The sequence below is a fragment of the Pseudescherichia sp. AS216 genome (assembly GCF_037152055.1).
Classification (GTDB): Bacteria; Pseudomonadota; Gammaproteobacteria; order Enterobacterales; family Enterobacteriaceae; genus Pseudescherichia.
In genome coordinates this window covers 630,208-655,743 of the sequence record NZ_JBBCMV010000002.1, presented here as the reverse complement: position 1 = coordinate 655,743, position 25,536 = coordinate 630,208, and the positions used below count along the sequence as shown (strand labels likewise).

General features: G+C 57.8%; 24 protein-coding genes. 18 read left to right on the top strand and 6 right to left on the bottom strand.

What is annotated here, in order from left to right:
• Positions 1 to 158: 158 nt before the first annotated feature.
• Positions 159 to 1,298, bottom strand: a complete 1,140-nt coding sequence (gene queG / locus WFN61_RS08655) for a tRNA epoxyqueuosine(34) reductase QueG (protein ID WP_337038538.1) — start codon at positions 1,296 to 1,298, stop codon at positions 159 to 161.
• Between queG and nnr the strand changes: the two genes are divergently transcribed.
• From nnr to WFN61_RS08580, 15 genes are all read left to right on the top strand, one after another.
• Positions 1,297 to 2,835 carry a bifunctional ADP-dependent NAD(P)H-hydrate dehydratase/NAD(P)H-hydrate epimerase gene (gene nnr / locus WFN61_RS08650; RefSeq protein ID WP_337038537.1) on the top strand — a complete coding sequence of 513 codons (1,539 nt, stop codon included), beginning with the start codon at positions 1,297 to 1,299 and terminating at the stop codon, positions 2,833 to 2,835. The two genes, queG and nnr, sit on opposite strands and share 2 nt — an antisense overlap.
• On the top strand, positions 2,828 to 3,283 hold the full coding sequence (gene tsaE, locus WFN61_RS08645; protein WP_238081815.1) for a tRNA (adenosine(37)-N6)-threonylcarbamoyltransferase complex ATPase subunit type 1 TsaE: 456 nt from the start codon (positions 2,828 to 2,830) through the stop codon (positions 3,281 to 3,283). Before nnr ends, tsaE begins: the two co-directional genes overlap by 8 nt.
• 18 nt (positions 3,284 to 3,301) lie before the next feature.
• Entirely contained in the window at positions 3,302 to 4,636 is a 1,335-nt protein-coding gene (gene amiB, locus WFN61_RS08640; RefSeq protein ID WP_144816574.1) for an N-acetylmuramoyl-L-alanine amidase AmiB, read from the top strand.
• Between the two features lie 9 nt (positions 4,637 to 4,645).
• Positions 4,646 to 6,529: a DNA mismatch repair endonuclease MutL gene (gene mutL / locus WFN61_RS08635; protein WP_337038536.1), complete on the top strand. Its 1,884-nt coding sequence runs from the start codon at positions 4,646 to 4,648 to the stop codon at positions 6,527 to 6,529.
• Positions 6,522 to 7,484, top strand: coding sequence for a tRNA (adenosine(37)-N6)-dimethylallyltransferase MiaA (gene miaA / locus WFN61_RS08630; RefSeq protein WP_312282647.1), 963 nt, complete (start codon positions 6,522 to 6,524; stop codon positions 7,482 to 7,484). Before mutL ends, miaA begins: the two co-directional genes overlap by 8 nt.
• Positions 7,485 to 7,580: 96 nt before the next feature.
• Entirely contained in the window at positions 7,581 to 7,889 is a 309-nt protein-coding gene (gene hfq, locus WFN61_RS08625; protein ID WP_042388550.1) for an RNA chaperone Hfq, read from the top strand.
• 67 nt (positions 7,890 to 7,956) lie between these two features.
• Positions 7,957 to 9,237: a ribosome rescue GTPase HflX gene (gene hflX / locus WFN61_RS08620; protein ID WP_144816571.1), complete on the top strand. Its 1,281-nt coding sequence runs from the start codon at positions 7,957 to 7,959 to the stop codon at positions 9,235 to 9,237.
• Between the two features lie 66 nt (positions 9,238 to 9,303).
• The gene (gene hflK, locus WFN61_RS08615; protein ID WP_144816570.1) at positions 9,304 to 10,563 is read left to right on the top strand and encodes an FtsH protease activity modulator HflK; all 1,260 of its coding nucleotides are present in this window, start codon (positions 9,304 to 9,306) and stop codon (positions 10,561 to 10,563) included.
• Positions 10,564 to 10,565: 2 nt separating this feature from the next.
• On the top strand, positions 10,566 to 11,570 hold the full coding sequence (gene hflC / locus WFN61_RS08610) for a protease modulator HflC (RefSeq protein WP_144816569.1): 1,005 nt from the start codon (positions 10,566 to 10,568) through the stop codon (positions 11,568 to 11,570).
• 75 nt (positions 11,571 to 11,645) lie between these two features.
• Positions 11,646 to 11,843, top strand: a complete 198-nt coding sequence (locus WFN61_RS08605) for a DUF2065 domain-containing protein (protein ID WP_144816568.1) — start codon at positions 11,646 to 11,648, stop codon at positions 11,841 to 11,843.
• A 102-nt stretch (positions 11,844 to 11,945) separates the two neighbouring features.
• A complete protein-coding gene (locus WFN61_RS08600; protein ID WP_144816567.1) occupies positions 11,946 to 13,244 on the top strand; it encodes an adenylosuccinate synthase in 1,299 nt (432 codons plus the stop codon).
• Between the two features lie 164 nt (positions 13,245 to 13,408).
• Positions 13,409 to 13,834, top strand: coding sequence for a nitric oxide-sensing transcriptional repressor NsrR (nsrR, locus tag WFN61_RS08595; RefSeq protein ID WP_144816848.1), 426 nt, complete (start codon positions 13,409 to 13,411; stop codon positions 13,832 to 13,834).
• Between the two features lie 38 nt (positions 13,835 to 13,872).
• Positions 13,873 to 16,341: a ribonuclease R gene (rnr, locus tag WFN61_RS08590; protein ID WP_144816564.1), complete on the top strand. Its 2,469-nt coding sequence runs from the start codon at positions 13,873 to 13,875 to the stop codon at positions 16,339 to 16,341.
• A 181-nt stretch (positions 16,342 to 16,522) separates the two neighbouring features.
• Positions 16,523 to 17,245 (top strand): 23S rRNA (guanosine(2251)-2'-O)-methyltransferase RlmB, encoded by a 723-nt coding sequence (gene rlmB, locus WFN61_RS08585; protein ID WP_172462275.1) that lies wholly within the window; start codon positions 16,523 to 16,525, stop codon positions 17,243 to 17,245.
• A gap of 112 nt (positions 17,246 to 17,357) precedes the next feature.
• Positions 17,358 to 18,992 (top strand): isovaleryl-CoA dehydrogenase, encoded by a 1,635-nt coding sequence (locus tag WFN61_RS08580; protein ID WP_312282646.1) that lies wholly within the window; start codon positions 17,358 to 17,360, stop codon positions 18,990 to 18,992.
• On the opposite strand, the gene WFN61_RS08575 is transcribed toward WFN61_RS08580, so the two are convergent.
• The 3 genes from WFN61_RS08575 to bsmA form a co-directional block, all read right to left on the bottom strand.
• Entirely contained in the window at positions 18,989 to 20,914 is a 1,926-nt protein-coding gene (locus tag WFN61_RS08575; RefSeq protein WP_312282645.1) for a methyl-accepting chemotaxis protein, read from the bottom strand. The two genes, WFN61_RS08580 and WFN61_RS08575, sit on opposite strands and share 4 nt — an antisense overlap.
• A gap of 187 nt (positions 20,915 to 21,101) precedes the next feature.
• The gene (yjfN, locus tag WFN61_RS08570) at positions 21,102 to 21,377 is read right to left on the bottom strand and encodes a DUF1471 family protease activator YjfN (protein WP_042388511.1); all 276 of its coding nucleotides are present in this window, start codon (positions 21,375 to 21,377) and stop codon (positions 21,102 to 21,104) included.
• 106 nt (positions 21,378 to 21,483) lie between these two features.
• Entirely contained in the window at positions 21,484 to 21,786 is a 303-nt protein-coding gene (gene bsmA, locus WFN61_RS08565; protein WP_337038535.1) for a biofilm peroxide resistance protein BsmA, read from the bottom strand.
• Positions 21,787 to 22,012: 226 nt separating this feature from the next.
• Here bsmA and yjfP point away from each other — a divergent pair, with 226 nt between their 5' ends.
• The 3 genes from yjfP to WFN61_RS08550 all read left to right on the top strand — a co-directional run bounded on the left by yjfP (position 22,013) and on the right by WFN61_RS08550 (position 23,472).
• The gene (gene yjfP, locus WFN61_RS08560; RefSeq protein WP_144816555.1) at positions 22,013 to 22,750 is read left to right on the top strand and encodes an esterase; all 738 of its coding nucleotides are present in this window, start codon (positions 22,013 to 22,015) and stop codon (positions 22,748 to 22,750) included.
• Positions 22,751 to 22,849: 99 nt separating this feature from the next.
• Entirely contained in the window at positions 22,850 to 23,119 is a 270-nt protein-coding gene (locus tag WFN61_RS08555) for a hypothetical protein (RefSeq protein ID WP_312177885.1), read from the top strand.
• A 14-nt stretch (positions 23,120 to 23,133) separates the two neighbouring features.
• Complete coding sequence (locus tag WFN61_RS08550) at positions 23,134 to 23,472, top strand: type II toxin-antitoxin system RelE/ParE family toxin (RefSeq protein ID WP_312235183.1); 339 nt, start codon at positions 23,134 to 23,136, stop codon at positions 23,470 to 23,472.
• Positions 23,473 to 23,480: 8 nt separating this feature from the next.
• Here the strand turns inward: WFN61_RS08550 and ulaR are convergent, their stop codons facing one another.
• Both ulaR and ulaG read right to left on the bottom strand, forming a co-directional pair.
• A complete protein-coding gene (gene ulaR, locus WFN61_RS08545) occupies positions 23,481 to 24,239 on the bottom strand; it encodes an HTH-type transcriptional regulator UlaR (protein WP_312177853.1) in 759 nt (252 codons plus the stop codon).
• A gap of 106 nt (positions 24,240 to 24,345) precedes the next feature.
• Positions 24,346 to 25,410 carry an L-ascorbate 6-phosphate lactonase gene (ulaG, locus tag WFN61_RS08540; RefSeq protein ID WP_144816549.1) on the bottom strand — a complete coding sequence of 355 codons (1,065 nt, stop codon included), beginning with the start codon at positions 25,408 to 25,410 and terminating at the stop codon, positions 24,346 to 24,348.
• Between the last annotated feature and the right edge of the window lie 126 nt (positions 25,411 to 25,536).

Below are 25,536 nucleotides of genomic sequence, written 5' to 3'. Positions count from 1 at the left end.
TCCTTGCGCATAAATGTTAACAATGTAAATAATATATTTGTAACTATATGAATTTAATAAATAAAATATTATTTCAAAATGTTAATGCGATCGCTTGACGAATTTTTCCGTATTGAATCGCAATAGTTTTTTATTTTTATGCACATCCTGTGGAAAGCTCAGGCGTCGCGCGGCAGCCCTTTTTCAACCACTCTGACCAGCCTCAACTTCTGCGGGAGCTGTACCTCGACCACGCAGGCGTTTCGCTTCTCAATCTGCTGCGCAATCGCCCACTCTATGTGCTCATCAAGAAGTGGGTGCTCACCTCGGCGTTGCTCCAGGGCCTGAATATTTGCCTCGTCCCAGGGGGCATTACCCAACGCCACCGCGACATTACGCAGCCAGCGTAGATGACCAATACGGCGAATAGCCGATCCCTCTGTGACCTTGAGAAAATGCGCTTCGCTCCAGCCAAACAGCGCGATCAGCTCCGGGGCGTGCAGCGCCTTACGCGGGCTAAAATCCTCTTCATCAGTAAGCTGGGAAAAACGGTTCCACGGGCAGATAAGCTGGCAGTCATCGCAGCCGTAGATGCGGTTGCCGATCAGCGGCCGGAACTCGGGAGGGATCGCTCCCTCCAGCTCAATCGTCAGGTAGGAGATGCAGCGGCGGGCGTCAACGGTATAGGGCTCAACAATTGCTCCGGTCGGGCAGATGGTCATGCAGGCCACGCATTTACCGCACTTCTCTTCAACCGGCTGGTCGATGGGCAGCGGGAGGTCGATAAGCAGCTCGCCGAGGAAAAAGAATGAGCCAGCCTCCTGGTTGAGAATAAGTGAGTGCTTACCCGTCCATCCCAGGCTCGCTTTTTCCGCCAGCGGACGCTCAAGCAGCGGCGCGGAGTCGACAAAGGGTCTAAAATTCAGCGAAACGCAGTGCTGCTGGATAGTTTCACCCAGTTTTTTGAGGCGGTTACGCAGGAGCTTGTGGTAATCACGGCCCAGCGCGTAACGGCTAACGTAACCGAGCGCAGGATTTTTTAGCGTGCTGGCAAAGGCGGCATTGGCTGGCAGGTAGTTCATGCGCACGCTAATCACCCGCAGCGTGCCGGGTAACAGCTCGTGGGGCCGGGCGCGCATCATGCCATGGCGTGCCATCCATGCCATTTCGCCATGATACTGCTTATCGAGCCATGCCTGGAGTTTCGGTTCGCTGGCGCTAAGATCGGTATCGGTAATGCCGACCTGTTGAAACCCCAGTTCGGTGCCCCACTGCTTAATGTTTTGCGCTAGCTGATTGAGATCGAGGGGCTGTGACATGACGGACCATACGTTGAAAAGTAGACTGAATAAAAACCGTACCACTATACCACACTCTATCTGGCCTGCGCAGGCGCTGCGCGAGGCTGAAAAAGAGGCGGCGGATAGTCTGGGGATTACGCTGTTTGAACTGATGCAGCGCGCCGGGGAGGCGGCATTTAGCGTAGCGCGTGCCGCGTATCCGCCATCACGCCGCTGGCTGATCCTCTGCGGCCACGGTAATAACGGCGGCGACGGCTACGTGGTGGCGCGGCTGGCAAAGGCGGCGGGCATAGAGGTGACACTGCTGGCGCTGGAGAGCGATAAGCCCCTGCCGGAAGAGGCGGAGCTGGCGCGTAGCGCCTGGCTGAACGCTGCCGGTGAGATCCATGCTGCGGACAGCGTCTGGCCGGAAGAGATCGATCTGATTATCGACGGCCTGCTGGGCACCGGTTTAACCGATGCTCCGCGCGAGCCGGCCGCGAGCCTTATTACCCGTGCGAATGACCATGCCGCCCCGGTTATTGCGCTGGATATTCCCTCCGGGCTAAATGCCCAGACTGGTACAACCCCCGGCGCAGTAATAAACGCTGCGCATACGGTGACCTTTATCGCCCTCAAGCCTGGCCTGCTTACCGGAAAAGCGCGGGATGTCACCGGCACCCTTCATCATCACGCCCTGGGGCTGGAGGGCTGGTTGTCAGCACAGGAAACGACGATTCACCGTCTGGAGGCCTCGCAGCTTGCGCAGTGGCTGCCGCCGCGCCGTCCTACGTCCCATAAAGGCGATAATGGACGGTTGGTGATTGTTGGCGGCGACCACGGCACCGCCGGGGCGATCCGCATGACCGGCGAAGCGGCGCTGCGAGCAGGAGCAGGGCTGGTCCGCGTCCTGACGCGCGTTGAGAATATCGCCCCGCTGATCGCTGCCCGACCGGAGCTGATGGTGCACGAGCTTACGGAAAAGCTGCTGGAAGAGAGCCTTGAGTGGGCGGACGTGGTAGTGATCGGTCCCGGCCTCGGCCAGCAGCCGTGGGGCAAAAAAGCGCTGCAAAAAATTGAGAATTTTCGCAAACCCATGCTGTGGGATGCGGACGCGCTGAACCTTCTGGCAATCAATCCCGATAAACGTCACAATCGCGTTATCACTCCGCACCCTGGCGAAGCTGCACGTCTGCTTAACTGTAGCGTGGCAGAAATTGAAAGCGATCGCTTACTTTCTACTCAGCGTCTGGTAAAACGTTACGGTGGCGTTGTCGTGCTGAAAGGCGCGGGTACTGTCGTCGCCAGCACAGACGGTGACGTCGGCATTGTGGATGCCGGCAATGCCGGGATGGGCAGCGGAGGGATGGGAGACGTGCTCTCTGGCATCATTGGTGCCATGCTGGGGCAGTCGTTTTCCCTGTATGAAGCCGCCTGCGTGGGCTGTGTGGCGCACGGTGCGGCTGCTGACTACCGCGCGGCGCGTTACGGCACCCGTGGGATGCTAGCAACCGATCTTTTTTCCGCGCTGATGCGTGTTATTAACCCGGATGTGATTGACGTAGACCATGATTAATCGAGTGATCCCTCTGCCCGACGAGCAGGCAACCTTAACGCTGGGCGAGCGCGTCGCGCAGGCCTGCAACGGCGCAACCGTCATCTACCTGTACGGTGATTTAGGCGCGGGTAAAACCACCCTGAGCCGGGGCTTCCTGCAGGCGCTGGGCCATCAGGGGAATGTAAAAAGCCCAACCTATACGCTGGTTGAACCCTATACCCTCGATAAGCTGATGGTGTACCACTTTGACCTCTACCGCCTTGCCGATCCTGAAGAGCTGGAATTTATGGGCATTCGTGACTATTTTGCCAACGATGCCATCTGCCTCGTCGAGTGGCCGCAGCAGGGGGCGGGCGTGCTGCCCGATCCGGATATCGAAATCCATTTAGAATACCAGGCCCAGGGGCGAGAGGCGCGCATTGCGGCCGTCTCCTCTGCGGGTGAGTCTTTACTGACGCGTTTGTAACTATTACAGGATGACGGGATGATCAGTCGCGTAAAATGCTGGGCCCTGGCTGCGCTGGTCGCGCTAAGCGCGCAGGCCACCGCCGCAAGTCTGTCGGATATTCAGGTCTCCAATGGTGATGACCAGGCCCGTATCACGCTGAGTTTTATGGGCGATCCGGAGTACGCGTTTTCCCAGGAGGGCAAACGCAGCGTGGCGCTGGATATCAAACAGACCGGCGTCATTCAGGGCCTGCCGCTGCAGTTCAGCGGCAACAATCTGGTAAAAAGCATTCGTTCCGGGACGCCGAAAGATAACCAGTCGCTGCGGCTGGTGGTCGATCTCACCGAAAATGGCAAAGCCCGGGCGGTAAAACAGCAGAACGGCGCGAACTATAAGGTGGTGTTCACCATTGATGCCGACGCGCCGCCTCCGCCACCGCCGCCGCCGCCAGTTGTAGCGAAACGCGTCGAGACGCCGGCAGTTGCACCCCGGCCAGCGGAGCCTGCCCGTAACCCGTTTAAAAATGAAAATGACCGGGTGACCAGCGTCACCAGCAGCAATACCGTGACGCGTCCAGCCATGCGCGCCAGCTCTGCTTCCGGTGATAAGGTGATCATCGCCATTGATGCCGGACACGGCGGCCAGGATCCTGGCGCTATCGGCCCAGGCGGCACGCGTGAGAAAAATATCACTCTCTCCGTGGCGCGCAAGCTGCGTACGCTGCTGAACAACGATCCGATGTTTAAGGGCGTGCTGACCCGCGACGGGGACTACTTTATCTCGGTAATGGGACGCTCAGACGTGGCGCGGAAACAAAACGCCAATTTCCTCGTCTCTATTCATGCCGACGCCGCGCCAAACCGTGACGCCACCGGTGCCTCGGTGTGGGTGCTCTCTAACCGCCGCGCCAACAGCGAAATGGCAAGCTGGTTAGAGCAGCACGAGAAGCAGTCTGAGCTGCTGGGCGGGGCGGGTGACGTGCTGGCGAACAGCCAGTCTGATCCCTACCTAAGCCAGGCGGTTCTCGATTTGCAGTTCGGTCATTCCCAGCGCGTCGGGTATGATGTGGCAACCAATATGCTCAGCCAGCTGTCACGTATCGGGTCGCTGCACAAGCGCCGCCCAGAACACGCCAGCCTTGGCGTGCTGCGCTCGCCGGATATTCCGTCGGTGCTGGTGGAGACCGGCTTTATCAGCAACCGCAGCGAAGAGCGTCTGCTGGACAGCGACGACTATCAGCAGCAGCTGGCGGAGGCTATTTACGCTGGGCTGCAAAGCTACTTCCAGGCGCATCCGATGCAGTCCGCGCCGCAGGGCGGTGCAGCACAGACCGCGAGCGCCGGATCGCCGGGGAGCGGCTTTTTTAACTAAGGAGATTTCATGCCGATTCAGGTCTTGCCGCCGCAGCTAGCGAACCAGATCGCCGCTGGCGAAGTGGTGGAGCGCCCTGCGTCGGTAGTGAAAGAGCTGGTTGAGAACAGCCTTGATGCGGGCGCAACCCGCATCGATATCGACATTGAGCGCGGCGGGGCGAAGCTGATCCGCATTCGGGATAACGGCAGCGGCATCGGTAAAGATGAGCTGGCGTTGGCCCTCGCGCGTCATGCCACCAGCAAGATTGCGTCGTTGGACGATCTGGAGGCCATTGTCAGCCTGGGCTTTCGCGGCGAGGCGCTGGCCAGTATCAGCTCGGTATCCCGACTGACGCTGACCTCCCGCACCGCCGACCAGCCGGAGGCCTGGCAGGCCTATGCCGAAGGACGGGAGATGGCGGTCACGGTGAAGCCCGCCGCCCATCCCCCTGGCACGACGCTTGAAGTGCTCGATCTCTTCTATAACACCCCTGCGCGCCGCAAGTTTATGCGTACGGAAAAGACCGAATTCGGCCATATCGATGAGGTGATCCGCCGCATCGCGCTGGCGCGTTTCGACGTCACGATCACCCTGAACCACAACGGTAAGATGGTGCGCCAGTACCGCGCCGTGCCGCCAGGAGGGCAGCGCGAACGCCGCCTGGGGGCCATCTGCGGTCTTCCATTTATGGAGCAGGCGCTGGCAATTGAGTGGCAGCATGGCGATTTAGCCATGCGCGGCTGGGTTGCCGATCCGAAAGCCACCACGGCGGCGCTGGCTGAGATCCAATACAGCTACGTCAACGGCCGCATGATGCGTGACCGGCTGATCAACCATGCTATCCGCCAGGCCTGTGAAGACAAGCTGGGGGCGGATCAGCAGCCCGCGTTTGTGCTCTACCTGGAGATCGATCCGCATCAGGTCGACGTTAACGTCCATCCTGCTAAGCACGAGGTGCGCTTCCACCAGTCACGGCTGGTGCATGACTTTATCTACCAGGGCGTCGCCAGCGTATTGCAGCAGCAGCTCGCTGCGCCGCTGGCGGACGAACCCGCACCGCGTCAGGTGCCGGAGAACCGTATCGCCGCTGGAAAAAACCAGTTTGCCCAGCCACCCGCCGCGCGTGAACCGGCTGCCCCACGCTACGCTGAGCCCGGCGCGCAGCCGCGCAGCCAGGGCGGCGGGGCAGGAAGTCAGGGCAGTGGATCGAGCAGCGCAGGTGGCGCAGGCTGGCCGAATGCCCAGCCGGGGTATCAAAAGCAGCAGGGGGCGCTCTACCGCAAGCTGTTAGAGACGCCGGACACGGCACCCGCGCCCGCCGCGCCGAAAACCGCAGCGCCGCTGCCTGCTTCACGTAGCCAGAGCTTTGGCCGCGTGCTGACCATCGTCAATGACGACTGTGCGCTGCTGGATCGTGAAGGTCAGCTCTGTGTTCTGTCGCTGACGGTGGCCGAACGCTGGCTTAAGCAGGCGCAGCTGTTACCGGTGGAGGGTACGCCGTGCAGCCAGCCGCTGCTGATCCCGGTGCGGCTCAAGGTGTCGGCTGAAGAGCGGGCCGTTTTAACGCGGGCGGCCACTATGCTGAGTGAAATGGGCATTGAGTTTCAGTCAGATGCGCATCATGTGACCATTCGCGCAGTGCCTTTACCCTTACGGCAACAAAATTTACAAAACTTGATTCCTGAACTGATAGGCTACCTGGCGCAGCAGACGACCTTCAGCGTGGCAGAGAGCGCCCAGTGGATTGCCCGCCGGCTAGGCAGCGAACGTCCCCAGTGGAATATCGCGCAGGCCGTGGCGCTGTTAACTGACGTTGAGCGGCTTTGCCCGCATCTGGTAAACGCGCCGCCGGGCGGTTTGTTACAATGTGTTGATATCACCCCGGCGATGAAAGCCCTGAAAGATGACTGACGTAAGTACTGATACCGCTAAGGCGAGCCTGCCTAAGGCAATTTTTTTAATGGGGCCAACCGCCTCCGGGAAAACGGCGCTGGCCATCGCGCTGCGTAAAGTTTTGCCAGTAGAGTTGATTAGCGTCGATTCTGCCCTTATTTATCAGGGGATGGATATTGGCACGGCAAAGCCAGACGCCCAGGAGCAGGCGACCGCGCCCCATCGGTTACTGGATATTCTCGATCCGGCACAGGCCTACTCCGCGGCTGATTTTCGCCGCGACGCGCTGGCCGAGATGGCAGAGATTACCGCCGCAGGTCGGATCCCCTTGTTGGTGGGGGGAACCATGCTCTACTTTAAGGCGCTGCTGGAGGGCTTATCGCCCTTGCCCGCGGCGGATCCTGCAGTAAGAGCTAAAATTGAACAGATGGCGGCAGAGCAGGGGTGGGAAGCGCTGCACAAGCGGCTGGCAGAGATAGATCCGCTAGCGAGTGCACGAATTCATCCGAACGACCCGCAAAGGCTTTCCCGGGCACTGGAAGTTTTTTTCATTTCGGGTAAAACTTTAACGGAACTGACGCAAACGTCAGGAGAAGCTCTGCCGTATCAGGTGCATCAGTTCGCCATCGCCCCGGCGAGCCGTGAACTGCTCCATCAACGAATTGAGCAGCGTTTTCATCAGATGTTGGCTTCAGGTTTTGAAGCAGAAGTGCGGGCGCTTTTTGCTCGTGGAGATTTGCATACGGACATGCCTTCCGTTCGTTGTGTGGGATATCGCCAGATGTGGTCCTATCTTGAAGGCGAGATCTCATATGAGGAAATGGTTTATCGAGGTGTTTGCGCGACGAGACAGTTAGCGAAACGCCAGATAACCTGGCTTCGCGGTTGGGAGGGCGTTCACTGGCTCGACAGTGAAAAGCCGGAACAGGCGCGAAATGAAGTATTACAGGTTATTGGTGCTAACGCAGACTGAATGTGTACAATTACATCGGATCGTGCGCAAAATTTTACGCAGTTTTCAGGGCCTTCGGGTTCAAAGTACAAAACAAGCATATAAGGAAAAGATAGAATGGCTAAGGGGCAATCTTTACAAGACCCGTTTCTGAACGCGCTGCGTCGGGAACGCGTTCCGGTTTCTATTTATTTGGTGAATGGTATTAAGCTGCAAGGTCAAATTGAGTCTTTCGATCAGTTCGTGATCCTGTTGAAAAACACGGTCAGCCAGATGGTCTATAAGCACGCAATTTCTACTGTTGTCCCGTCGCGTCCGGTTTCTCATCACAGTAACAACACCGGTGGCGGCACCAGTAACTATCACCATAGCAGCAACGCGCAGGGTTCTTCTGCATCACAACAGGACAGCGAAGAGACCGAATAAGGTTTTTTGCTGTTTTCCATGTCGGGGAGCCAGGTGTTCCCCGCTGGTATTCTAAGAGGGTTTACGCTTGTTTGACCGTTATGATGCCGGTGAGCAGGCGGTGCTGGTACACATCTATTTTTCGCAAGACAAAGATATGGAAGATCTCCAGGAGTTTGAATCCCTGGTCTCTTCAGCTGGCGTCGACGCAATGCAGGTGATTACCGGTAGCCGTAAAGCACCGCACCCAAAATATTTTGTTGGTGAAGGTAAGGCAGTTGAAATAGCGGACGCCGTTAAAGCATCGGGTGCATCGGTTGTGCTCTTTGATCACGCCCTAACCCCAGCCCAGGAACGAAACCTGGAGAGGCTGTGCGAGTGTCGTGTTATCGACCGCACCGGTCTCATTTTAGACATTTTTGCGCAACGTGCACGTACCCATGAGGGGAAACTGCAGGTTGAACTGGCGCAGCTGCGCCATCTGGCGACGCGCCTCGTGCGCGGCTGGACCCACCTTGAGCGTCAGAAGGGCGGGATCGGTTTGCGTGGTCCGGGTGAAACCCAGCTCGAAACCGACCGTCGTTTACTGCGCAACCGTATTACTCTGATCCTCTCGCGCCTTGAGCGCGTTAGCAAACAGCGCGAGCAGGGGCGTCGGTCGCGCGCGAAAGCAGATATCCCCACGGTATCACTGGTAGGCTATACCAACGCCGGTAAATCGACGCTGTTTAATCAGATCACCGAAGCGCAGGTCTACGCTGCGGACCAGCTGTTTGCCACGCTGGATCCGACCCTGCGCCGTATTGACGTTGCTGACGTTGGTGAGACCGTGCTGGCCGATACGGTAGGGTTTATTCGCCACCTGCCGCACGATCTGGTTGCTGCCTTTAAGGCGACACTGCAGGAGACGCGCCAGGCCACGTTGCTGCTGCACGTGATCGATGCCGCCGACCTCCGTCTGCAGGAAAATATTGATGCGGTGAATACCGTGCTCGAAGAGATTGATGCTCACGAGATCCCGACCCTGCTGGTAATGAACAAGATCGATATGCTGGATGAGTTCGAGCCGCGTATCGACAGGGACGATGAAAACAGACCGATTCGGGTTTGGCTGTCAGCACAAACCGGAGCGGGTGTACCACTGTTATTTCAGGCGCTAACCGAGCGTCTTTCCGGGGAGGTGGCTCAGCACACGCTGCATCTGCCTCCGCAGGAGGGGCGGTTAAGAAGCCGGTTTTATCAGCTTCAGGCGATAGAAAAAGAGTGGATGGAGGAGGACGGCAGTCTGGGTCTGCAAGTACGTATGCCGATCGTGGAGTGGCGTCGCCTCTGTAAACAAGAACCTGCATTGGTTGACTACGTAGTCTGACCTGGCGGCTTGCCTGAAGACATTTCCCCTCCAGGGGATAACGAATAACAAATATGGAGCACATACATGGCGTGGAACCAGCCCGGTAATAACGGACAAGACCGCGACCCGTGGGGAAGCAGCAATAATCAAGGCGGCAACTCTGGGGGAAATGGAAATAAAGGCGGTCGCGATCAGGGGCCTCCTGATTTAGATGATATCTTTCGCAAGCTGAGCAAGAAACTGGGCGGCTTTGGCGGCGGCAAAGGAACCGGCTCGGGCGGTGGTGGCGCTGCGCCAGGCCCGCGCAGCCGTATGGGTGGACGCATCGTGACTATCGTTGCGGTTGCGCTCGTCATCTTCTGGGCGGCCAGCGGTTTCTACACCATTAAAGAGGCGGAGCGCGGCGTCGTGACCCGTTTCGGCAAATTCAGCCATCTGGTGGAGCCCGGCCTGAACTGGAAACCGACCTTTATTGATAGCGTGACGGCGGTCAACGTGGAGTCGGTTCGTGAACTGGCGGCCTCCGGGGTGATGCTGACCTCCGACGAGAACGTGGTACGCGTTGAGATGAACGTTCAGTACCGCGTGACCGATCCTGAGCGCTACCTGTTTAGCGTGACCAGCGCTGACGACAGCCTGCGTCAAGCCACCGACAGCGCCCTGCGCGGCGTGATCGGCAAATACACCATGGACCGTATCCTGACCGAAGGCCGTACCGTGATTCGTAGCGATACCCAGCGCGAGCTGGAGGAGACGATTCGCCCGTACAACATGGGTATCACCCTGCTGGACGTCAACTTCCAGGCCGCCCGTCCGCCGGAAGCCGTGCAGGCCGCGTTTGACGATGCCATTGCCGCCCGTGAGAACGAGCAGCAGTCTATTCGTGAAGCAGAAGCCTACGCCAACGAAGTTCAGCCGCGTGCTAACGGTCAGGCGCAGCGTATCCTTGAGGAAGCGCGTGCTTACCGGACCCAGACTATCCTGGAAGCGCAGGGTGAAGTGGCGCGCTTTGCCAAGCTCCTGCCGGAGTATAAAGCGGCCCCGGAAATTACCCGTGAGCGTCTCTATATCGAAAGTATGGAAAAAGTGCTGAGCCACACCCGCAAGGTGCTGGTTAACGATAAGAGCGGCAACCTGATGGTTCTGCCGTTAGATCAGATGCTGAAAGGCGGCGCGCCTGCGGCAAAAGGTGATACCAGCGGGGCGAATAACCTGCTGCGCCTGCCGCCTGCGTCAAACACCAGCAGCAGCACCAGTAACGCACCGTCTGCTGGCCAGGGTGACATCATGGACCAACGCCGTGCTAACGCACAGCGTAACGACTACCAGCGTCAGGGGGAATAACGATGCGTAAGTCTGTAATTGCGATAATTATCATCGTGCTGGTAGTGCTCTACACCTCAATCTTTGTCGTGAAAGAGGGCGAGCGCGGCATTACGCTGCGCTTCGGTAAAGTGCTGCGTGACGATGAAAACAAACCACTGGTCTTTACGCCAGGCCTGCACTTTAAGCTGCCGTTTATTGAGGCGGTTAAAACGCTGGACGCGCGTATCCAGACCATGGACAACCAGGCCGATCGCTTTGTGACCAAAGAGAAGAAAGACCTGATCGTTGACTCCTATATCAAATGGCGCATCAGCGACTTCAGCCGCTACTATCTGGCAACCGGTGGCGGTGACGTCTCCCAAGCCGAAGTGCTGCTGAAACGTAAGTTCTCTGACCGTCTGCGTTCTGAAATCGGCCGTCTCGACGTAAAAGATATCGTGACCGACTCCCGCGGTCGTCTGACCCTGGAAGTACGCGATGCGCTGAACTCGGGCTCTGCCGGTACGGAAGATGAAGTGGCCACACCAGCCGCTGATGATGAAATTGCCAAAGCGGCCAAGCGCATCACGGCGGAGACCAACGGCAAGGTGCCGGTTGTGAACCCGAACAGTATGGCTGCGCTGGGTATCGAAGTGGTGGATGTGCGTATCAAGCAGATCAACCTGCCGAGCGAAGTCTCTGAGGCGATTTACAACCGTATGCGCGCCGAGCGTGAAGCGGTTGCCCGTCGTCACCGTTCACAAGGCCAGGAAGCGGCAGAGAAACTGCGCGCGACGTCTGACTACGAAGTCACCAAAACGCTGGCAGAAGCCGAGCGTGAAGGGCGTATTCAGCGTGGTGAAGGCGATGCGGAAGCGGCTAAGCTGTTCGCCGATGCATTCAGCCAGGATCCGGACTTCTACGCCTTTATCCGTAGCCTGCGCGCCTATGAGAACAGCTTCCAGAGCAATCAGGATGTGATGGTTCTCAGCCCGGACAGCGACTTCTTCCGCTACATGAAAACGCCTGACGCAGCGACACGCTAAGTCTGCCGTAGTCACTACTCTACTCAAACCACCGTCATCCTCAGGAGACGGTGGTTTTCTTTTGAAGGAAGCATAATGAACTCGACCATTTGGCTGGCGCTGGCATTAGTTTTGGTGCTGGAAGGGCTTGGCCCAATGCTCTATCCGCGCCTGTGGCGACGCATGATCGCCTCGCTGGCCCTGCTGCCGGATAACATTTTACGCCGTTTCGGTGGGGGATTAGTGGTTGCCGGGGTCGTGATCTACTATATGTTGAGGAAAACGATTGGCTAGAGAAATAGCACGCAGATTGGCCGAAATTTGCCGACAAAAAGTGCTGATTATCAGAAAAAGCGATGGTAGAATCCTTTTTTAAGCAAACGGTGATTTTGAAAAATGGGTAACAACGTCGTCGTACTGGGCACCCAATGGGGTGACGAAGGCAAAGGTAAGATCGTCGATCTCCTTACTGAACGTGCTAAATATGTGGTTCGCTATCAGGGCGGTCACAATGCAGGCCACACTCTCGTAATCAACGGTGAAAAAACCGTCCTCCATCTTATTCCATCAGGCATTCTGCGTGACAATGTGACCAGCATCATCGGTAACGGTGTGGTGCTCTCTCCTGCTGCGCTGATGAAAGAGATGAAAGGCCTGGAAGAGCGTGGTATTCCGGTACGCGAACGTCTGCTGCTCTCTGAAGCTTGCCCGCTGATCCTCGACTATCACGTGGCGCTGGACGTGGCGCGTGAAAAAGCGCGCGGTGCGAAAGCGATCGGTACTACCGGTCGTGGTATCGGCCCGGCTTACGAAGATAAAGTGGCTCGTCGCGGCCTGCGCGTTGGCGATCTGTTCGACAAAGAGACCTTTGCTACCAAGCTGAAAGAGGTGATGGAATATCACAACTTCCAACTGGTGAACTTCTATAAAGCCGACGCCGTTGACTACCAGAAAGTGCTGGACGATGTGATGGCGATTGCCGACATCCTGACCGGCATGGTAGTGGACGTTTCCGATCTGCTGGACCAGGCGCGCAAGCGTGGCGATTTCGTCATGTTCGAAGGTGCGCAAGGTACGCTGCTGGATATCGACCACGGTACCTATCCGTACGTGACCTCCTCCAACACCACCGCCGGTGGCGTGGCGACCGGCTCCGGCCTGGGTCCGCGCTACGTGGACTACGTGCTGGGGATCATCAAAGCCTACTCTACCCGTGTAGGCGCGGGTCCGTTCCCAACCGAGCTGTTTGACGACATCGGCGAGTTCCTCTGCAAACAGGGTAACGAGTTTGGCGCGACCACCGGTCGTCGTCGTCGTACCGGCTGGCTGGATATCGTTGCGATTCGTCGTGCTGTGCAGATCAACTCCCTGTCCGGCTTCTGCCTGACCAAGCTGGACGTGCTGGACGGCCTGAAAGAGGTGAAAATCTGCGTGGCTTACCGTCTGCCGGACGGCCGCGAAGTCACCACCACGCCGCTGGCCGCTGACGACTGGGAAGGTATCGAGCCGATCTACGAAACCATGCCAGGCTGGTCTGAAACGACCTTCGGTGTGAAAGAGCGCAGCGGCCTGCCGCAGGCGGCGCTGGACTACATCAAGCGCATCGAAGAGCTGACCGAAGTGCCGATTGATATTATCTCTACCGGCCCTGACCGCACCGAAACCATGATCCTGCGCGATCCGTTTGACGCGTAATGTGATGTGACTTTGCCCGGCGGCACTCTGCTTGCCGGGCCTACTTGCCCGCTTTTCACTTCTTCTATTCAAATAAATTAGCTGCTTACTCTCTGGCTGGTTTATCATCAATAATGTTAATACCAACTGGTATCCCGCGTTTTTCCCTTTATCCTGAGGTTGATGTGCAGTTAACGAGTTTCACCGATTACGGATTGCGTGCCCTGATCTATATGGCATCGCTACCGGAAGGGCGAATGACCAATATTTCTGAAGTGACGACGGTGTACGGGGTTTCCCGCAACCACATGGTCAAAATAATCAACCAGCTAAGCCGGGCGGGCTACGTCGCGGCTGTTCGAGGGAAAAACGGCGGCATTCGCCTGGGCAAGCCTGCTAATACCATCCGCATCGGTGACGTCGTGCGTGAGCTGGAACCGCTCACGCTGGTGAACTGCAGCAGCGCATTTTGCCATATTACCCCTGCCTGCCGTTTGAAGCAGGCACTCTCTAAGGCCGTGAACAGTTTTCTGATGGAACTTGATCACTACACGCTGGCCGATTTGGTTGAAGAGAATCAACCGCTGTATAAATTATTAATGGTGGAGTAAGAGAACGCTCTGCCAGAGCTGACAACGGAGGAACCGCTATGTCACATGATCCTTTCCAGGAGCGCGAAGCTGAGAAGTACGCGAACCCTATTCCTAGCCGCGAGTTCATTCTCGATCACTTATCAAAACGCGAAAAACCGGCTAACCGCGAAGAACTGGCGCAGGAACTGAATATTGAAGGCGAGGAGCAGCTGGAAGGGCTGCGCCGTCGCCTGCGTGCCATGGAGCGTGACGGGCAGCTGGTCTTTACCCGCCGCCAGTGTTACGCCCTGCCGGAACGCCTTGACCTGCTCAAGGGGATAGTTATTGGCCACCGCGACGGCTACGGCTTCCTGCGCGTTGAAGGCCGCAAAGATGACCTCTATCTCTCTAGCGAGCAGATGAAAACCTGCATTCACGGCGACCAGGTGCTGGCCCAGCCCCTTGGCGCAGATCGTAAAGGCCGTCGTGAAGCGCGCATCGTGCGCGTGCTGGTGCCGAAAACCGGCCAGATCGTGGGTCGCTACTTTACCGACGCAGGCGTAGGCTTTGTGGTGCCGGACGACAGCCGCATGAGCTTCGACATCCTTATCCCGCCGGAAGAGATTATGGGCGCGCGGATGGGCTTCGTGGTGGTGGTTGAACTCACCCAGCGCCCAACGCGACGCACCAAAGCTATCGGTAAGATCGTTGAGGTCCTCGGCGAAAATATGGGTACCAGCATGGCGGTGGATATGGCCCTGCGCACCCATGAGATCCCCTACATCTGGCCGCCTGCCGTTGAGCAAGAGGTGAGTAGCCTGAAAGAGGAGGTCCCTGAAGAGGCGAAAGCCGGACGGGTCGATCTGCGTAACCTGCCTCTGGTCACTATCGACGGCGAAGACGCCCGTGACTTTGACGATGCGGTCTACTGCGAGAAAAAACGCGGCGGCGGCTGGCGCCTGTGGGTAGCCATTGCTGACGTAAGCTACTACGTGCGTCCGGGCACCGCCCTGGATGACGAAGCACGCAGCCGCGGCACCTCGGTCTACTTCCCGTCGCAGGTAGTCCCGATGCTGCCGGAAGTGCTCTCCAACGGCCTCTGCTCCCTCAATCCGCAGGTGGACCGTCTCTGTATGGTCTGCGAAATGACCATTTCCACCAAGGGACGCCTGACCGGCTACAAATTCTACGAAGCGGTGATGAGCTCCCACGCGCGCCTGACCTATACCAAGGTATGGCATATGCTGGAGGGCGATCAGGAGCTGCGCGAGCAGTACGCGCCGCTGGTGAAACACATTGAAGAGCTGCATACCCTCTATAAAACGCTGAACCAGGCGCGGGAGGAGCGCGGCGGCATCTCCTTTGAGAGCGAAGAGGCGAAGTTCATCTTCAACGCCGAGCGCCGCATTGAGCGCATCGAGCTGACCGAGCGTAACGACGCCCATAAGCTGATTGAAGAGTGCATGATCCTCGCCAACATCTCCGCCGCCCGTTTTGTTGAGAAGGCGAAAGAGCCGGCGCTGTTCCGTATTCACGACCGCCCAACCACCGAAGCCATTACCTCGTTCCGCTCGGTATTGGCCGAACTGGGTCTGGAGTTGCCGGGCGGCAATAAGCCGGAGCCGGGGGACTACGCCGCGCTGCTGGAGTCTATTGCCGATCGCCCTGACCATGAGATGCTCCAGACCATGCTGCTGCGCTCCATGAAGCAGGCGATCTACGATCCGGAAAACCGGGGCCACTTTGGTCTTGCGCTGCAATCCTATGCCCACTTTACCTCGCCGATCCGCCGCTACCCGGACCTCTCCCTGCACCGCGCCATTAAGTACCTGGTCGCCAAAGAGCAGGGGCTTGAGGGTAACAGCACCCCGTCGGGCGGCTGGCACTATCCGATGGAAGCGGTATTGCAGCTGGGTCAGCACTGTTCGATGGCTGAACGCCGCGCCGACGAAGCGACCCGCGACGTTGCCGACTGGCTGAAGTGCGACTTCATGCAGGATCACGTGGGTAGCAACTTCCAGGGTGTGATTGCCAGCGTCACCGGCTTCGGTTTCTTCGTACGCCTTAACGAGCTGTTTATCGACGGCCTGGTTCACGTCTCCTCGCTGGATAACGACTACTACCGTTTCGACCAGGTGGGTCAGCGCCTGATTGGCGAATCCAGCGGCCAGACCTACCGGCTGGGCGATCGCGTTGAAGTGCGCGTCGAAGCGGTAAACATGGACGATCGCAAGATCGACTTTACGCTGATCTCCAGCGAGCGTGCTCCGCGCAACGTCGGCAAAACCGAACGCGAACGTGCTAAAAAAGGCGCGCCGGGTAAACCCAGCGGCCGTCGTCGCCAGGTCGGTAAAAAAGGTAACTTTGAGCCGGACAGCGAGTTCCGCCGCGAGAAAGGCAAGGGTAAAGGAAAAAACACCGACGGCACCCAGCCGAAGGTGAAGAAAGAGAAAGCGCCTGCGGCAAAAGCGCCTTCTGCGAAAACGCAAAAAATCGCCGCCGCGACGAAAGCAAAGCGCGCGGCAAAAAAGAAAACCGCTGAGTAACCTTATTCATCCCCTTTCTTCGTAAAGGGGATTTTTTTATTGTGCTTAACCAGCATCCGGGTAGGCTTTCAGCGGCGTACGGGCGTGAACGCGTAACGGGGAGGGACGCTGGGGGGCCTCGTGGGGTATAATGAGGCGGAAAGACCCTTTTAACCTCGATCGAGTACCCTTCATGAGTGAAATGATTTATGGCATCCACGCGGTGCAGGCACTGCTGGAACGCGCCCCTGAGCGCTTTCAGGACGTTTATATTCTGAAAGGACGTGAAGATAAACGTCTGATGTCGCTGATCCATGCTCTGGAAGCCCAGGGCGTGACTATCCAGGTGGCGAGCCGCCAGTTTATGGATGAAAAAAGCGAAGGCGCGGTGCACCAGGGGATCATTGCACGGGTGAAACCGGGACGTCAGTATCAGGAGAACGATCTGCCGGATCTGATCGCCAGCCTCGATCGCCCCTTCTTCCTGATCCTCGACGGCGTGACCGATCCGCATAACCTCGGGGCCTGCCTGCGCAGCGCCGACGCCGCTGGCGTCCATGCGGTTATCGTCCCGAAAGATCGCTCGGCCCAGCTTAACGCCACGGCGAAAAAAGTGGCCAGCGGCGCAGCAGAGAACGTGCCGCTCATCCGCGTGACCAACCTGGCGCGCACTATGCGTCTGCTGCAGGAAGAGAACATCTGGATCGTCGGCACCGCGGGCGAAGCGGATCATACCCTGTTCCAGAGCAAAATGACCGGCCCGATGGCGCTGGTGATGGGTGCAGAGGGCGAAGGCATGCGTCGCCTGACCCGCGAGCACTGCGATGAGCTGATCAGCATCCCGATGGCGGGCAGCGTCTCCTCCCTGAACGTCTCCGTTGCAACCGGCATCTGCCTGTTTGAAGCCGTCCGCCAGCGCGGCTAAGCTTCAGCGTTAACCTAACCACCCTGCGGGGTGGTTTTTTGTGACCCCTGCTGCGGTCGTAAAATTCTCCCTGTGCATACTTAGGGCACTGCCATTGAACAGGGGAGAGAGTATGCGCTGGCAAACCCATACCGTTTTCAATCAACCTATTCCGCTCAACAACAGCAACCTTTTTCTCTCTGATGCCGCGCTTCGCGACGCCGTTGCCCGTGAGGGCGCTGGCTGGGACGCTGAGCTGCTGGCCAGCATCGGGCAGCAGCTTGGCACGGCAGAGTCGCTGGAGCTGGGCCGGCTGGCGAACGCTAATCCGCCGGAGCTGCTGCGCTACGATCCCACCGGTGAGCGCCTCGACGACGTGCGCTTTCACCCGGCGTGGCATCTGCTGATGCAGGGATTGTGCGCTAACCGCGTTCACAACCTCGCCTGGGAAGAGGAGGCCCGCGCCGGAGCCTTTGTTGCCCGGGCGGCGCGCTTTGTCCTCCACGCCCAGGTGGAAGCGGGCACCCTCTGCCCAGTCACCATGACCTTTGCCGCCACGCCGCTGCTCCAGCAGGCGCTACCCGCAACGTTTCACGAGTGGTGCAAACCGCTGCTCAGCGATCGCTATGACGCCCATCTGGCCCCCGGCGGGCAGAAGCGCGGGGTACTGATCGGCATGGGGATGACGGAGAAGCAGGGCGGCTCGGACGTGCTCAGCAACACCACCCGCGCAGAGCCGCTGGAGCGCAAAGGTAGCGGCGAGGCCTACCGGCTGGTAGGACACAAGTGGTTTTTCTCCGTGCCGCAGAGCGATGCCCACCTGGTGCTGGCCCAGGCGAAAGGCGGACTCTCCTGCTTCTTTGTGCCGCGTTTTCTGCCCGACGGCACGCGCAACGCCCTGCGTCTGGAGCGCCTGAAAGATAAGCTCGGCAACCGCTCCAACGCCAGCAGCGAGGCGGAGTTTTTAGACGCCACCGGCTGGCTGCTGGGAGAGGAGGGAGATGGCGTCCGGCAGATCCTCAGGATGGGTGGCCTGACACGCCTCGACTGCGCCCTGGGCAGCCACGGCCTGATGCGCCGGGCCTTCTCCGTTGCGCTCTACCATGCCCATCAGCGGCAGGCGTTTGGTAAGCACCTGGTCGATCAGCCCCTGATGCGCGACGTGCTCTCCCGCATGGCGCTGCAGCTGGAGGGGCAGACGGCGTTTCTTTTCCGTCTGGCGCGGGCCTGGGAGAGCCGGAAGAGCGTGCAGGAGACGCTGTGGGCGCGGCTGTTTACCCCGGTGGCGAAGTATGCAGTGTGCAAGGCGGGGATCCCTTTTGTTGCCGAGGCGATGGAGGTACTCGGCGGCACGGGCTACTGTGAGGATAACGAGCTGCCGCGCCTCTACCGGGAGATGCCGGTTAACAGCATCTGGGAGGGATCGGGCAATATCATGTGTCTGGACGTGATGCGGGTGCTCGGCAAGCAGCCCGGCGTGATGGATCTATTGAGCGGCTCCTTTGGCGAGGTAAAGGGTCAGGATCGCCACTTCGATCGCGCCTGGCGACGGCTGCAGCAGCGGCTACATCGACCGCAGGAGGCGCAGGCCCGGGAGATTACCCAGCAGCTCTACCTGCTGGCCGCCGGGGCGCAGATGCTGCGCTACGCCTCACCGCCTGTCGCCCAGGCATGGTGCCAAACCATGCTGGATACCCGCGGTGGCGCGCTGCTTAGCGCTCAGGTGCAGAACGACCTGCTGCTGCGCGCCACGGGCGGGGTAGGTTAGAGGCGGAACAGGCTCACCAGCTGCTTCAGATGCGCGCCTTTTTCCCGTAGGGTCTGGGCCGTCTCTTCGCTGCGGGATACACGTTCGGCGTTGACGTGGGTCGCATCGCCAATGTGGGTCATCGCCAGGTTAACCTGGTTAATCCCTGCCGACTGCTCGCGGGAGGCGTGGTTAATCTCCGTCACCAACTGGTTGATATTGTCCATGTGGTCGATGATCGACGTCATGGCCTGACGCGTCTGCTCAGAGAGCGTGTGCCCTTCGGTGACCTTTTGCAGGGTATCATCGATCAGCGTCTCGATCTCTTTTACGGCGTTGGCGCTGCGGGCCGCAAGGGCGCGAACCTCCTGAGCCACCACGGCAAAGCCTTTCCCGTGCTCACCGGCGCGTGCGGCCTCAACCGCGGCGTTAAGGGCGAGAATGTTAGTCTGGAAGGCAATGGACTCAATCACCTGAGTGATATCCGCAATACGCTGGGAGGCGCTGCGGATATCGCTCATGGTCGCTACCGCACGTCCTACCGTCTGCCCGCCGCTCTGCACCGCCTGCGAGGTTTCGTTCACCAGATGCTGCGTCTGCTCCATGCTGGCTGCGTTTTGCTGTACGGTGGCGGCAAGCTGCTCCATGCTGGCAGAGGTCTCCTCCACGCTGCTCGCCTGCTTGTTGATTTGATCGCTGATTTCGCTGCTGTCCGCCGCCAGCGCATTAGTAGCGAAGTGAATATCGCCTGCTGCCTCGCGGACCTGCTGCACCATGTTTTGCAGGCCATTACCGATGCCGTTGATAGCGTGGATCAGCTGGCCCACTTCATCCTGACGCGTTGAGGTGAGGGAGGCACGCAGATCCCCGGAGGCGTAGGTCTGGGCAAGGGCCGTGACCTCACGCAGCGGGCGAGTCAGCCAGCGGCGGGTGATGATGACAAACAGCACGGCAAAGAGCAGAGAAACCAGCGCGCCGGCAATCAAAAATTGGTTGCGCAGACGCGTCACATCCTGCAGCAGTACGGCCTTATCGACTTCGCCAACAATTGTCCAGTTCCAGCCCGGCAGGGCACTCCAGGAGACCAGCATGGTGCGCCCATCCTGAGTTTTACGCTCCAGCGTACCGGAGGCCAGGGTCAACAGCTGCTGCTCAGCGTCCTCGCCCCACTGCGGACGCTGCCCCTCTTCGCGGGCATGGAACAGCCAGGTGCCATAGTTTTTACCGGCGCTGCGGTTCAGAACGAAGAAATGCCCGCTCTCGCCCAGTCGACGCTGCAGGATCTTGTCACGCATGATGTCCCAGGAGCGGGTGATATCTACGCCAACGAACAGGATAGCAATGGTTTTACCGCTGGCGTCCTTCATCGGTTGATACTGGGTGATGTAGCGCTTGCCAAACAGCAGCGCGAGGCCGCGATAGATATCACCGCGCAGGACGGGAGCCAGTGCCGGGCTGGCGCTGTCGAGCTGCGTACCGATAGCACGCTCGCCGTTCTCTTTACGCAGTGAGGTCGCCACGCGCACAAAGCTATCGCCGTTGCGCACGAACAGGGTCGCAATCGAGCCGGTGCGCTGGAAGAAGTCGTCCGGTATCGCGTTATTTTCGTGCAGCTCCGTCTCGCCGCCCTTCAGTAAGGGAACGGTGAGGCCGTTGATAGTACGGGTTTGTGTTGTATCGAGAGAGACCGGCCGGGGGATAAAGGTGCTGAACTGGCGGGTGTAGCGTTCGACCTCATCGCTGAGGCTGCTGCTAAACATTTCGACCATATCGGCCACGCCGGTAGCCTGGCTATGCAGATCTTCAGTAGCCAGCACTTCAAGCTGCTGGCTTGCCTTGTGGCTCATCAGAGAGGTAAACAGCAGAAAAAGTGCTGCGACGCTGACGCCCGTCAGCAACGAAAGCTTTGTGCCTAAACCAGCACGTCGAATAAGAGCGTTCATAGGATGTCCGTTGCCCGAGAAGTGTGGCTCGTTCAACGGCAGTTAGGCGCTAACATTTAGCAGATCTGTGTAACAAAATGTTACGTAAATGTATTGGCACACTCACAATATGGTAATTAAAAAGCAACAAAATGAGTAGCCACCGTTTTTAGGGGGCCAGCTTACAATGTGATCAAACCGAACGGGCTTAGGCGTAGAGGATCGCCTGTGCCTGCCAGCTATTGGCACTCTGCACCTCATCCATTTTGATGATGCGGTACCAGGACGCGCCCTGTTCGTCGGCTTTCAGGGCAATGGCACGCTCAACATCCTGTACGCTGCCGGAGACGTTGCTCACGGAAATAAGGCCAATCTCATTCAGGCCAGTCACACAATCGGCGCTGGCAAACTCTGCAGACTGCGCGGTGGTGCTCACTAAACCGACGGAAAGCAGCAGCGACGTTAAAGCAAGAGATCGTTTCATAAATCCGCTCCTTTTACATGTTCCTGACCGACCCTGAATGATTGTAAGCGGGAAAAAGTCTACGGACGCAAAGCAGTGTAAATATCCTTTAAAAAACAATGAGCCATTACTGACGATACAAAATAGCCTGTCCATATCGCTGGCCGGGGACCACCGTTTCATCATCTAAGAGAATGACATAGTAGTCCGCCTTCATGGCCGCCGCTTTGGCTTTGATTTCCGACTCGACGTCCATCGGCGATCCACGCACCATCACGCTAATGGTCTCCATCTTTTGCAGACCCGCCGTCTGGTTGCGGCTAATCTCCTGCGGGTGGTCGCTCACTGGCGGGGCCGGATGCGGCGTATTTTGCAGCATGCTACAGCCGCTGAGGCTCAGCGCTAAAAAAAGTGGTGTAAACCGATGCATAGCTTTCCCTCATTTCCCGTTAGCCCTGTCCCGTTAGCGATAGTGTAGTGCTTCCTTTAATAACCTTATGGAGAATGTTCCCATTTTGTTAGCTCTCACGCTATTTTCCGCTGTAAATAATGCGAAAGCGTAATGTACTTCTCACTGTTTTCTTGTACGCGCAGCGGCAGCGGCTTGCGTAGAGCAGGGGGACGTGGCATACCAAGGGCTTTATCAGGAGATCGCCATGATTGAACTTGAAACGCGCCAGCTGGCAGGCATTGAGATCCTGCACGCCGCACCCACCGGAAAACTCACCGTTCCCCTGCCTACGGTGGTGTTTTATCACGGCTTTGGCTCATCAAAGCTGGTTTACAGCTACTTCGCCGTTGCGCTGGCGCAGGCAGGTTTTCGGGTCGTGATGCCCGATGCGCGCGATCACGGAGCACGTTTTAACGGTGACGAGCAGGCGCGGCTGGGTCAGTTCTGGCAGATCCTACAGAGCAACTTTGATGAGTTTCCGGCGCTGCGGGATGCGCTGGCGCATGAAGGCTGGGTTGCAGAGGAGCGTCTGGCGGTGGGCGGCGCGTCAATGGGTGGCATGACGGCGCTTGGCCTGATGTCGCATCACCCAGAGCTGGTGTGCGTCGCCAGCCTGATGGGATCCGGCTACTTTACCTCACTTTCCCAAACGCTGTTCCCCCCGCGCGCAGAGACGGCCGCGGAGCTTAGCGAGATTGTCGCCCCGCTGGCCGACTGGGACGTGGCGGATCGTTTGGCACAGCTTGCTTCCCGTCCGCTGCTGCTGTGGCACGGTGAAGACGATGACGTCGTCCCGGCGGCTGAATCGTACCGCCTGCATCGGGCGCTACAGGATGCAGGCCTGGATCGGCATCTTACCTGCCGCTGGGAGGCGGGGGTTCGCCATCGCATCACCCCAGCGGCGCTGGAGGCGGCGGTAAGTTTTTTCAAAATGTATCTTTGATCTTGGTGGATAAATAAGTACAAAATTTTACCACGCAGAGCTTATACTATGACAACGCGCTACGCCTTTGGCGTTATTTTTATTAAGTGGAAGCAGCCTATGTCACAAACCATGTCCCAGAAAATTGCCAGAGATAGCCTTGGGAATGCTACTACCTTTGAGGGCGGGGTCTACGTAACGAAAAATGGTGTAGCAGAACTCTTCATACAAACCGTCGCCGAGCGCGAGGCCGAACTCAGGGAAATCGAGCAAGAGAAAAATATAAATGCCCTCTTTAAACTGAGCATGCAAGCGAAAAAAGAGATCGCGGAAGGCAACGGTATGACGCCTGAAGAGGTGTTAGAGAGGCTGCGTGCTGCAAGACGTTAACAGGGAGAAGTTACGTGGCAAAACCGTATTCAGTCGCCGTCGCGCCGTTGGCGCTACAGTGCCTGGCAGACATTGAGTCATACAAAAGTGGAACTATTGGTGCGCAGCAGGCTGCCCGCTTCGTTGATAACCTGCTGCTGGACTCAGTTGCGTGCATTATCCAGGATCCTAAAAGGTATCGCTTTAACGTCTATCTTTCAGATCGTGGACTCATGTTACGTGAACGGCTTGATGTTGAAGGTGAATATCGCGTGCTCTACGATTTTGACGGCACGCGTATTGAGATACTGCTCTTTATCAGTATGAAGCAGGATTTTAGCAAGCTGCTTTATCGCTACAACATACTGAAATAGTTGCTTTTCTAAACGCGCATCACCTTAACGCCCTGCGCTTCAAGCTGCTTAACAATCTCCGGGCTGGCCTGCTTGCCGGTGATCACGATAGCGATCTGATTAGCGCGGCTAAAGAGCATTCCGGCGCGCTCGCCGACCTTGCTGCTGTCCACCAGCACCACCAGCTTGCCCACAACGTTAAGCATCTTCTGTTCGGCCATCGCCGTCAGCATATCGGTTTTATAGAGGCCGTCGGCGGTCAGACCGATGCCGCTGGTAAACATCCAGTGCCCGGCATAGAGGCTGTTTTCGCTGCCCTGCGGGCTCAGGGTAATGGACTGGCTCTTGTTGTACTGCCCGCCCATGATCACCACGCTCTCGTGCTCCTGATCGATCAGGTAGTTCGCCAGCGGCAGGTAGTTAGTGATGATCTGGATCGGCCTGCCGCACATTTCACGGCCCAGTAAAAAGGCCGTTGAACCGCAGTTGATCACCACGCTTTCGCCCGCGCTGACCAGCATCGCCGCCGCTTTAGCGATACGCATTTTCTCATCAAGATGCTGCGCCTGATGGATGTTCATTGGCGACCAGCGCGGTCGCTGCTGGCTAATGATGGCTTCTGCGCCGTTGCGGACCTTTTTTAGCCTGCCGCTCTCATCAAGTTTATTAATGTCGCGACGCGCCGTAGCGGGAGAGACGCCAAGCCGGTCAATGACCTGCTCTACGGTCACAAACCCGGTCTGCGCCAGCTGTTCAAGTAAAATTTGGTGTCGTTGCGCTTCCGTCATGAGCTATGCCGATTAAACATGATTTTTTACGATATTATTTGAAATAGTCGTGAATTACTAAGCCTACAGCGAAAAAGTGCCGGGCTTAGCCGGCACGCTCTGCGCTTTACAGGAAGGATTTAAACGGCAGGTCAGGCTCGCAGGTAAAGCAGTCGTCAAACCCGCGTGGGAAGTGGAACTCAAAGTTATCCTTGTCCAGCGGCCAGGTGAACTTGCCGCCCGGCTGCCAGATAAAGGGCTTAAAGCCATACTTCAGGCGATCTTTTTTCATCTCCCACAGGACACGGATCTCCTGCGGATCGGCCTGGAAGTTTGACCAGATATCGTGATGGAACGGAATAACCACTTTGCTGTTCAGCGCTTCCGCCATGCGCAGGATATCGGCGCTGGTCATCTTATCGGTAATGCCGCGCGGGTTCTCGCCGTAGGATCCCAGCGCAACGTCTATCTGATGCTCGTTGCCATGCTTCGCATAGTAGTTGGAGTAGTGGGAGTCGCCGCTGTGGTACAGGGAGCCGCCCGGGGTCTTGAACAGATAGTTTACGGCGCGCAGATCCATGCCGTCCGGCAACACGCCTGCGGCTTTTTGATCCACCGGTAGGGTGATCAGCGCCGTACGGTCGAAGGCATCCAGGGCGTGGATCTCAATATCCTTCACCTTCACCACGTCACCGGGTTTCACGACGATGCAGCGCTCCCGGGGCACGCCCCAGCCGACCCACAGATCGACGCAGGTTTGCGGCCCGATAAAGGGTACGTCGCTGGCGCAGTTCTGCATCACGGCGGCGGCGACGTTAACGTCGATATGATCGTTGTGATCGTGTGTGGCCAGTACGGCGTCGATCTCACGGATAGCAAAAGGATCGAGCACAAACGGCGTGGTGCGCAGGTTTGGCTGAAGCTTTTTCACGCCAGCCATGCGCTGCATCTGATGGCCCTTTTTCATCAGCGGGTTGCCGTGGCTCTGCTTACCCGTACCACACCAGAGATCGACACAGACGTTAGTGCTGCCCTCTGATTTAAGCCAGATCCCGGTGCAGCCCAGCCACCACATAGCAAAGGTGCCAGGAGCGACGCGCTCCTGCTCAATCTCTTCATTTAGCCAGCTACCCCACTCTGGAAAGGTACTCAGGATCCAGGATTCACGGGTAATGGTCTCCACTTTACTCATCGCGCTACTCCTTACAGGTAGTCAATATAAAGCATTTTATGATTACTTTTGATTTATGTTGTCACCGTTTTATCAACAGCGCAACGGAAAAATGTGGCTTAAAAAAAGCGTCAAGATAAGACGTTC

Excerpts from the sequence above, each read along its gene's own strand:
- yjfP (WP_144816555.1), top strand. The coding sequence starts at position 22,013 with ATGATTGAACTTGAAACGCGCCAGCTGGCAGGCATTGAGATCCTGCAC.
- hflC (WP_144816569.1), top strand. The coding sequence starts at position 10,566 with ATGCGTAAGTCTGTAATTGCGATAATTATCATCGTGCTGGTAGTGCTC.
- amiB (WP_144816574.1), top strand. The coding sequence starts at position 3,302 with ATGATCAGTCGCGTAAAATGCTGGGCCCTGGCTGCGCTGGTCGCGCTA.
- hflK (WP_144816570.1), top strand. The coding sequence starts at position 9,304 with ATGGCGTGGAACCAGCCCGGTAATAACGGACAAGACCGCGACCCGTGG.
- WFN61_RS08600 (WP_144816567.1), top strand. The coding sequence starts at position 11,946 with ATGGGTAACAACGTCGTCGTACTGGGCACCCAATGGGGTGACGAAGGC.
- queG (WP_337038538.1), bottom strand. The coding sequence starts at position 1,298 with ATGTCACAGCCCCTCGATCTCAATCAGCTAGCGCAAAACATTAAGCAG.
- bsmA (WP_337038535.1), bottom strand. The coding sequence starts at position 21,786 with ATGCATCGGTTTACACCACTTTTTTTAGCGCTGAGCCTCAGCGGCTGT.
- ulaG (WP_144816549.1), bottom strand. The coding sequence starts at position 25,410 with ATGAGTAAAGTGGAGACCATTACCCGTGAATCCTGGATCCTGAGTACC.
- miaA (WP_312282647.1), top strand. The coding sequence starts at position 6,522 with ATGACTGACGTAAGTACTGATACCGCTAAGGCGAGCCTGCCTAAGGCA.
- rlmB (WP_172462275.1), top strand. The coding sequence starts at position 16,523 with ATGATTTATGGCATCCACGCGGTGCAGGCACTGCTGGAACGCGCCCCT.
- WFN61_RS08575 (WP_312282645.1), bottom strand. The coding sequence starts at position 20,914 with ATGAACGCTCTTATTCGACGTGCTGGTTTAGGCACAAAGCTTTCGTTG.
- mutL (WP_337038536.1), top strand. The coding sequence starts at position 4,646 with ATGCCGATTCAGGTCTTGCCGCCGCAGCTAGCGAACCAGATCGCCGCT.
- ulaR (WP_312177853.1), bottom strand. The coding sequence starts at position 24,239 with ATGACGGAAGCGCAACGACACCAAATTTTACTTGAACAGCTGGCGCAG.
- yjfN (WP_042388511.1), bottom strand. The coding sequence starts at position 21,377 with ATGAAACGATCTCTTGCTTTAACGTCGCTGCTGCTTTCCGTCGGTTTA.
- rnr (WP_144816564.1), top strand. The coding sequence starts at position 13,873 with ATGTCACATGATCCTTTCCAGGAGCGCGAAGCTGAGAAGTACGCGAAC.
- tsaE (WP_238081815.1), top strand. The coding sequence starts at position 2,828 with ATGATTAATCGAGTGATCCCTCTGCCCGACGAGCAGGCAACCTTAACG.
- hfq (WP_042388550.1), top strand. The coding sequence starts at position 7,581 with ATGGCTAAGGGGCAATCTTTACAAGACCCGTTTCTGAACGCGCTGCGT.
- nnr (WP_337038537.1), top strand. The coding sequence starts at position 1,297 with ATGACGGACCATACGTTGAAAAGTAGACTGAATAAAAACCGTACCACT.
- WFN61_RS08580 (WP_312282646.1), top strand. The coding sequence starts at position 17,358 with ATGCGCTGGCAAACCCATACCGTTTTCAATCAACCTATTCCGCTCAAC.
- WFN61_RS08605 (WP_144816568.1), top strand. The coding sequence starts at position 11,646 with ATGAACTCGACCATTTGGCTGGCGCTGGCATTAGTTTTGGTGCTGGAA.
- WFN61_RS08555 (WP_312177885.1), top strand. The coding sequence starts at position 22,850 with ATGTCACAAACCATGTCCCAGAAAATTGCCAGAGATAGCCTTGGGAAT.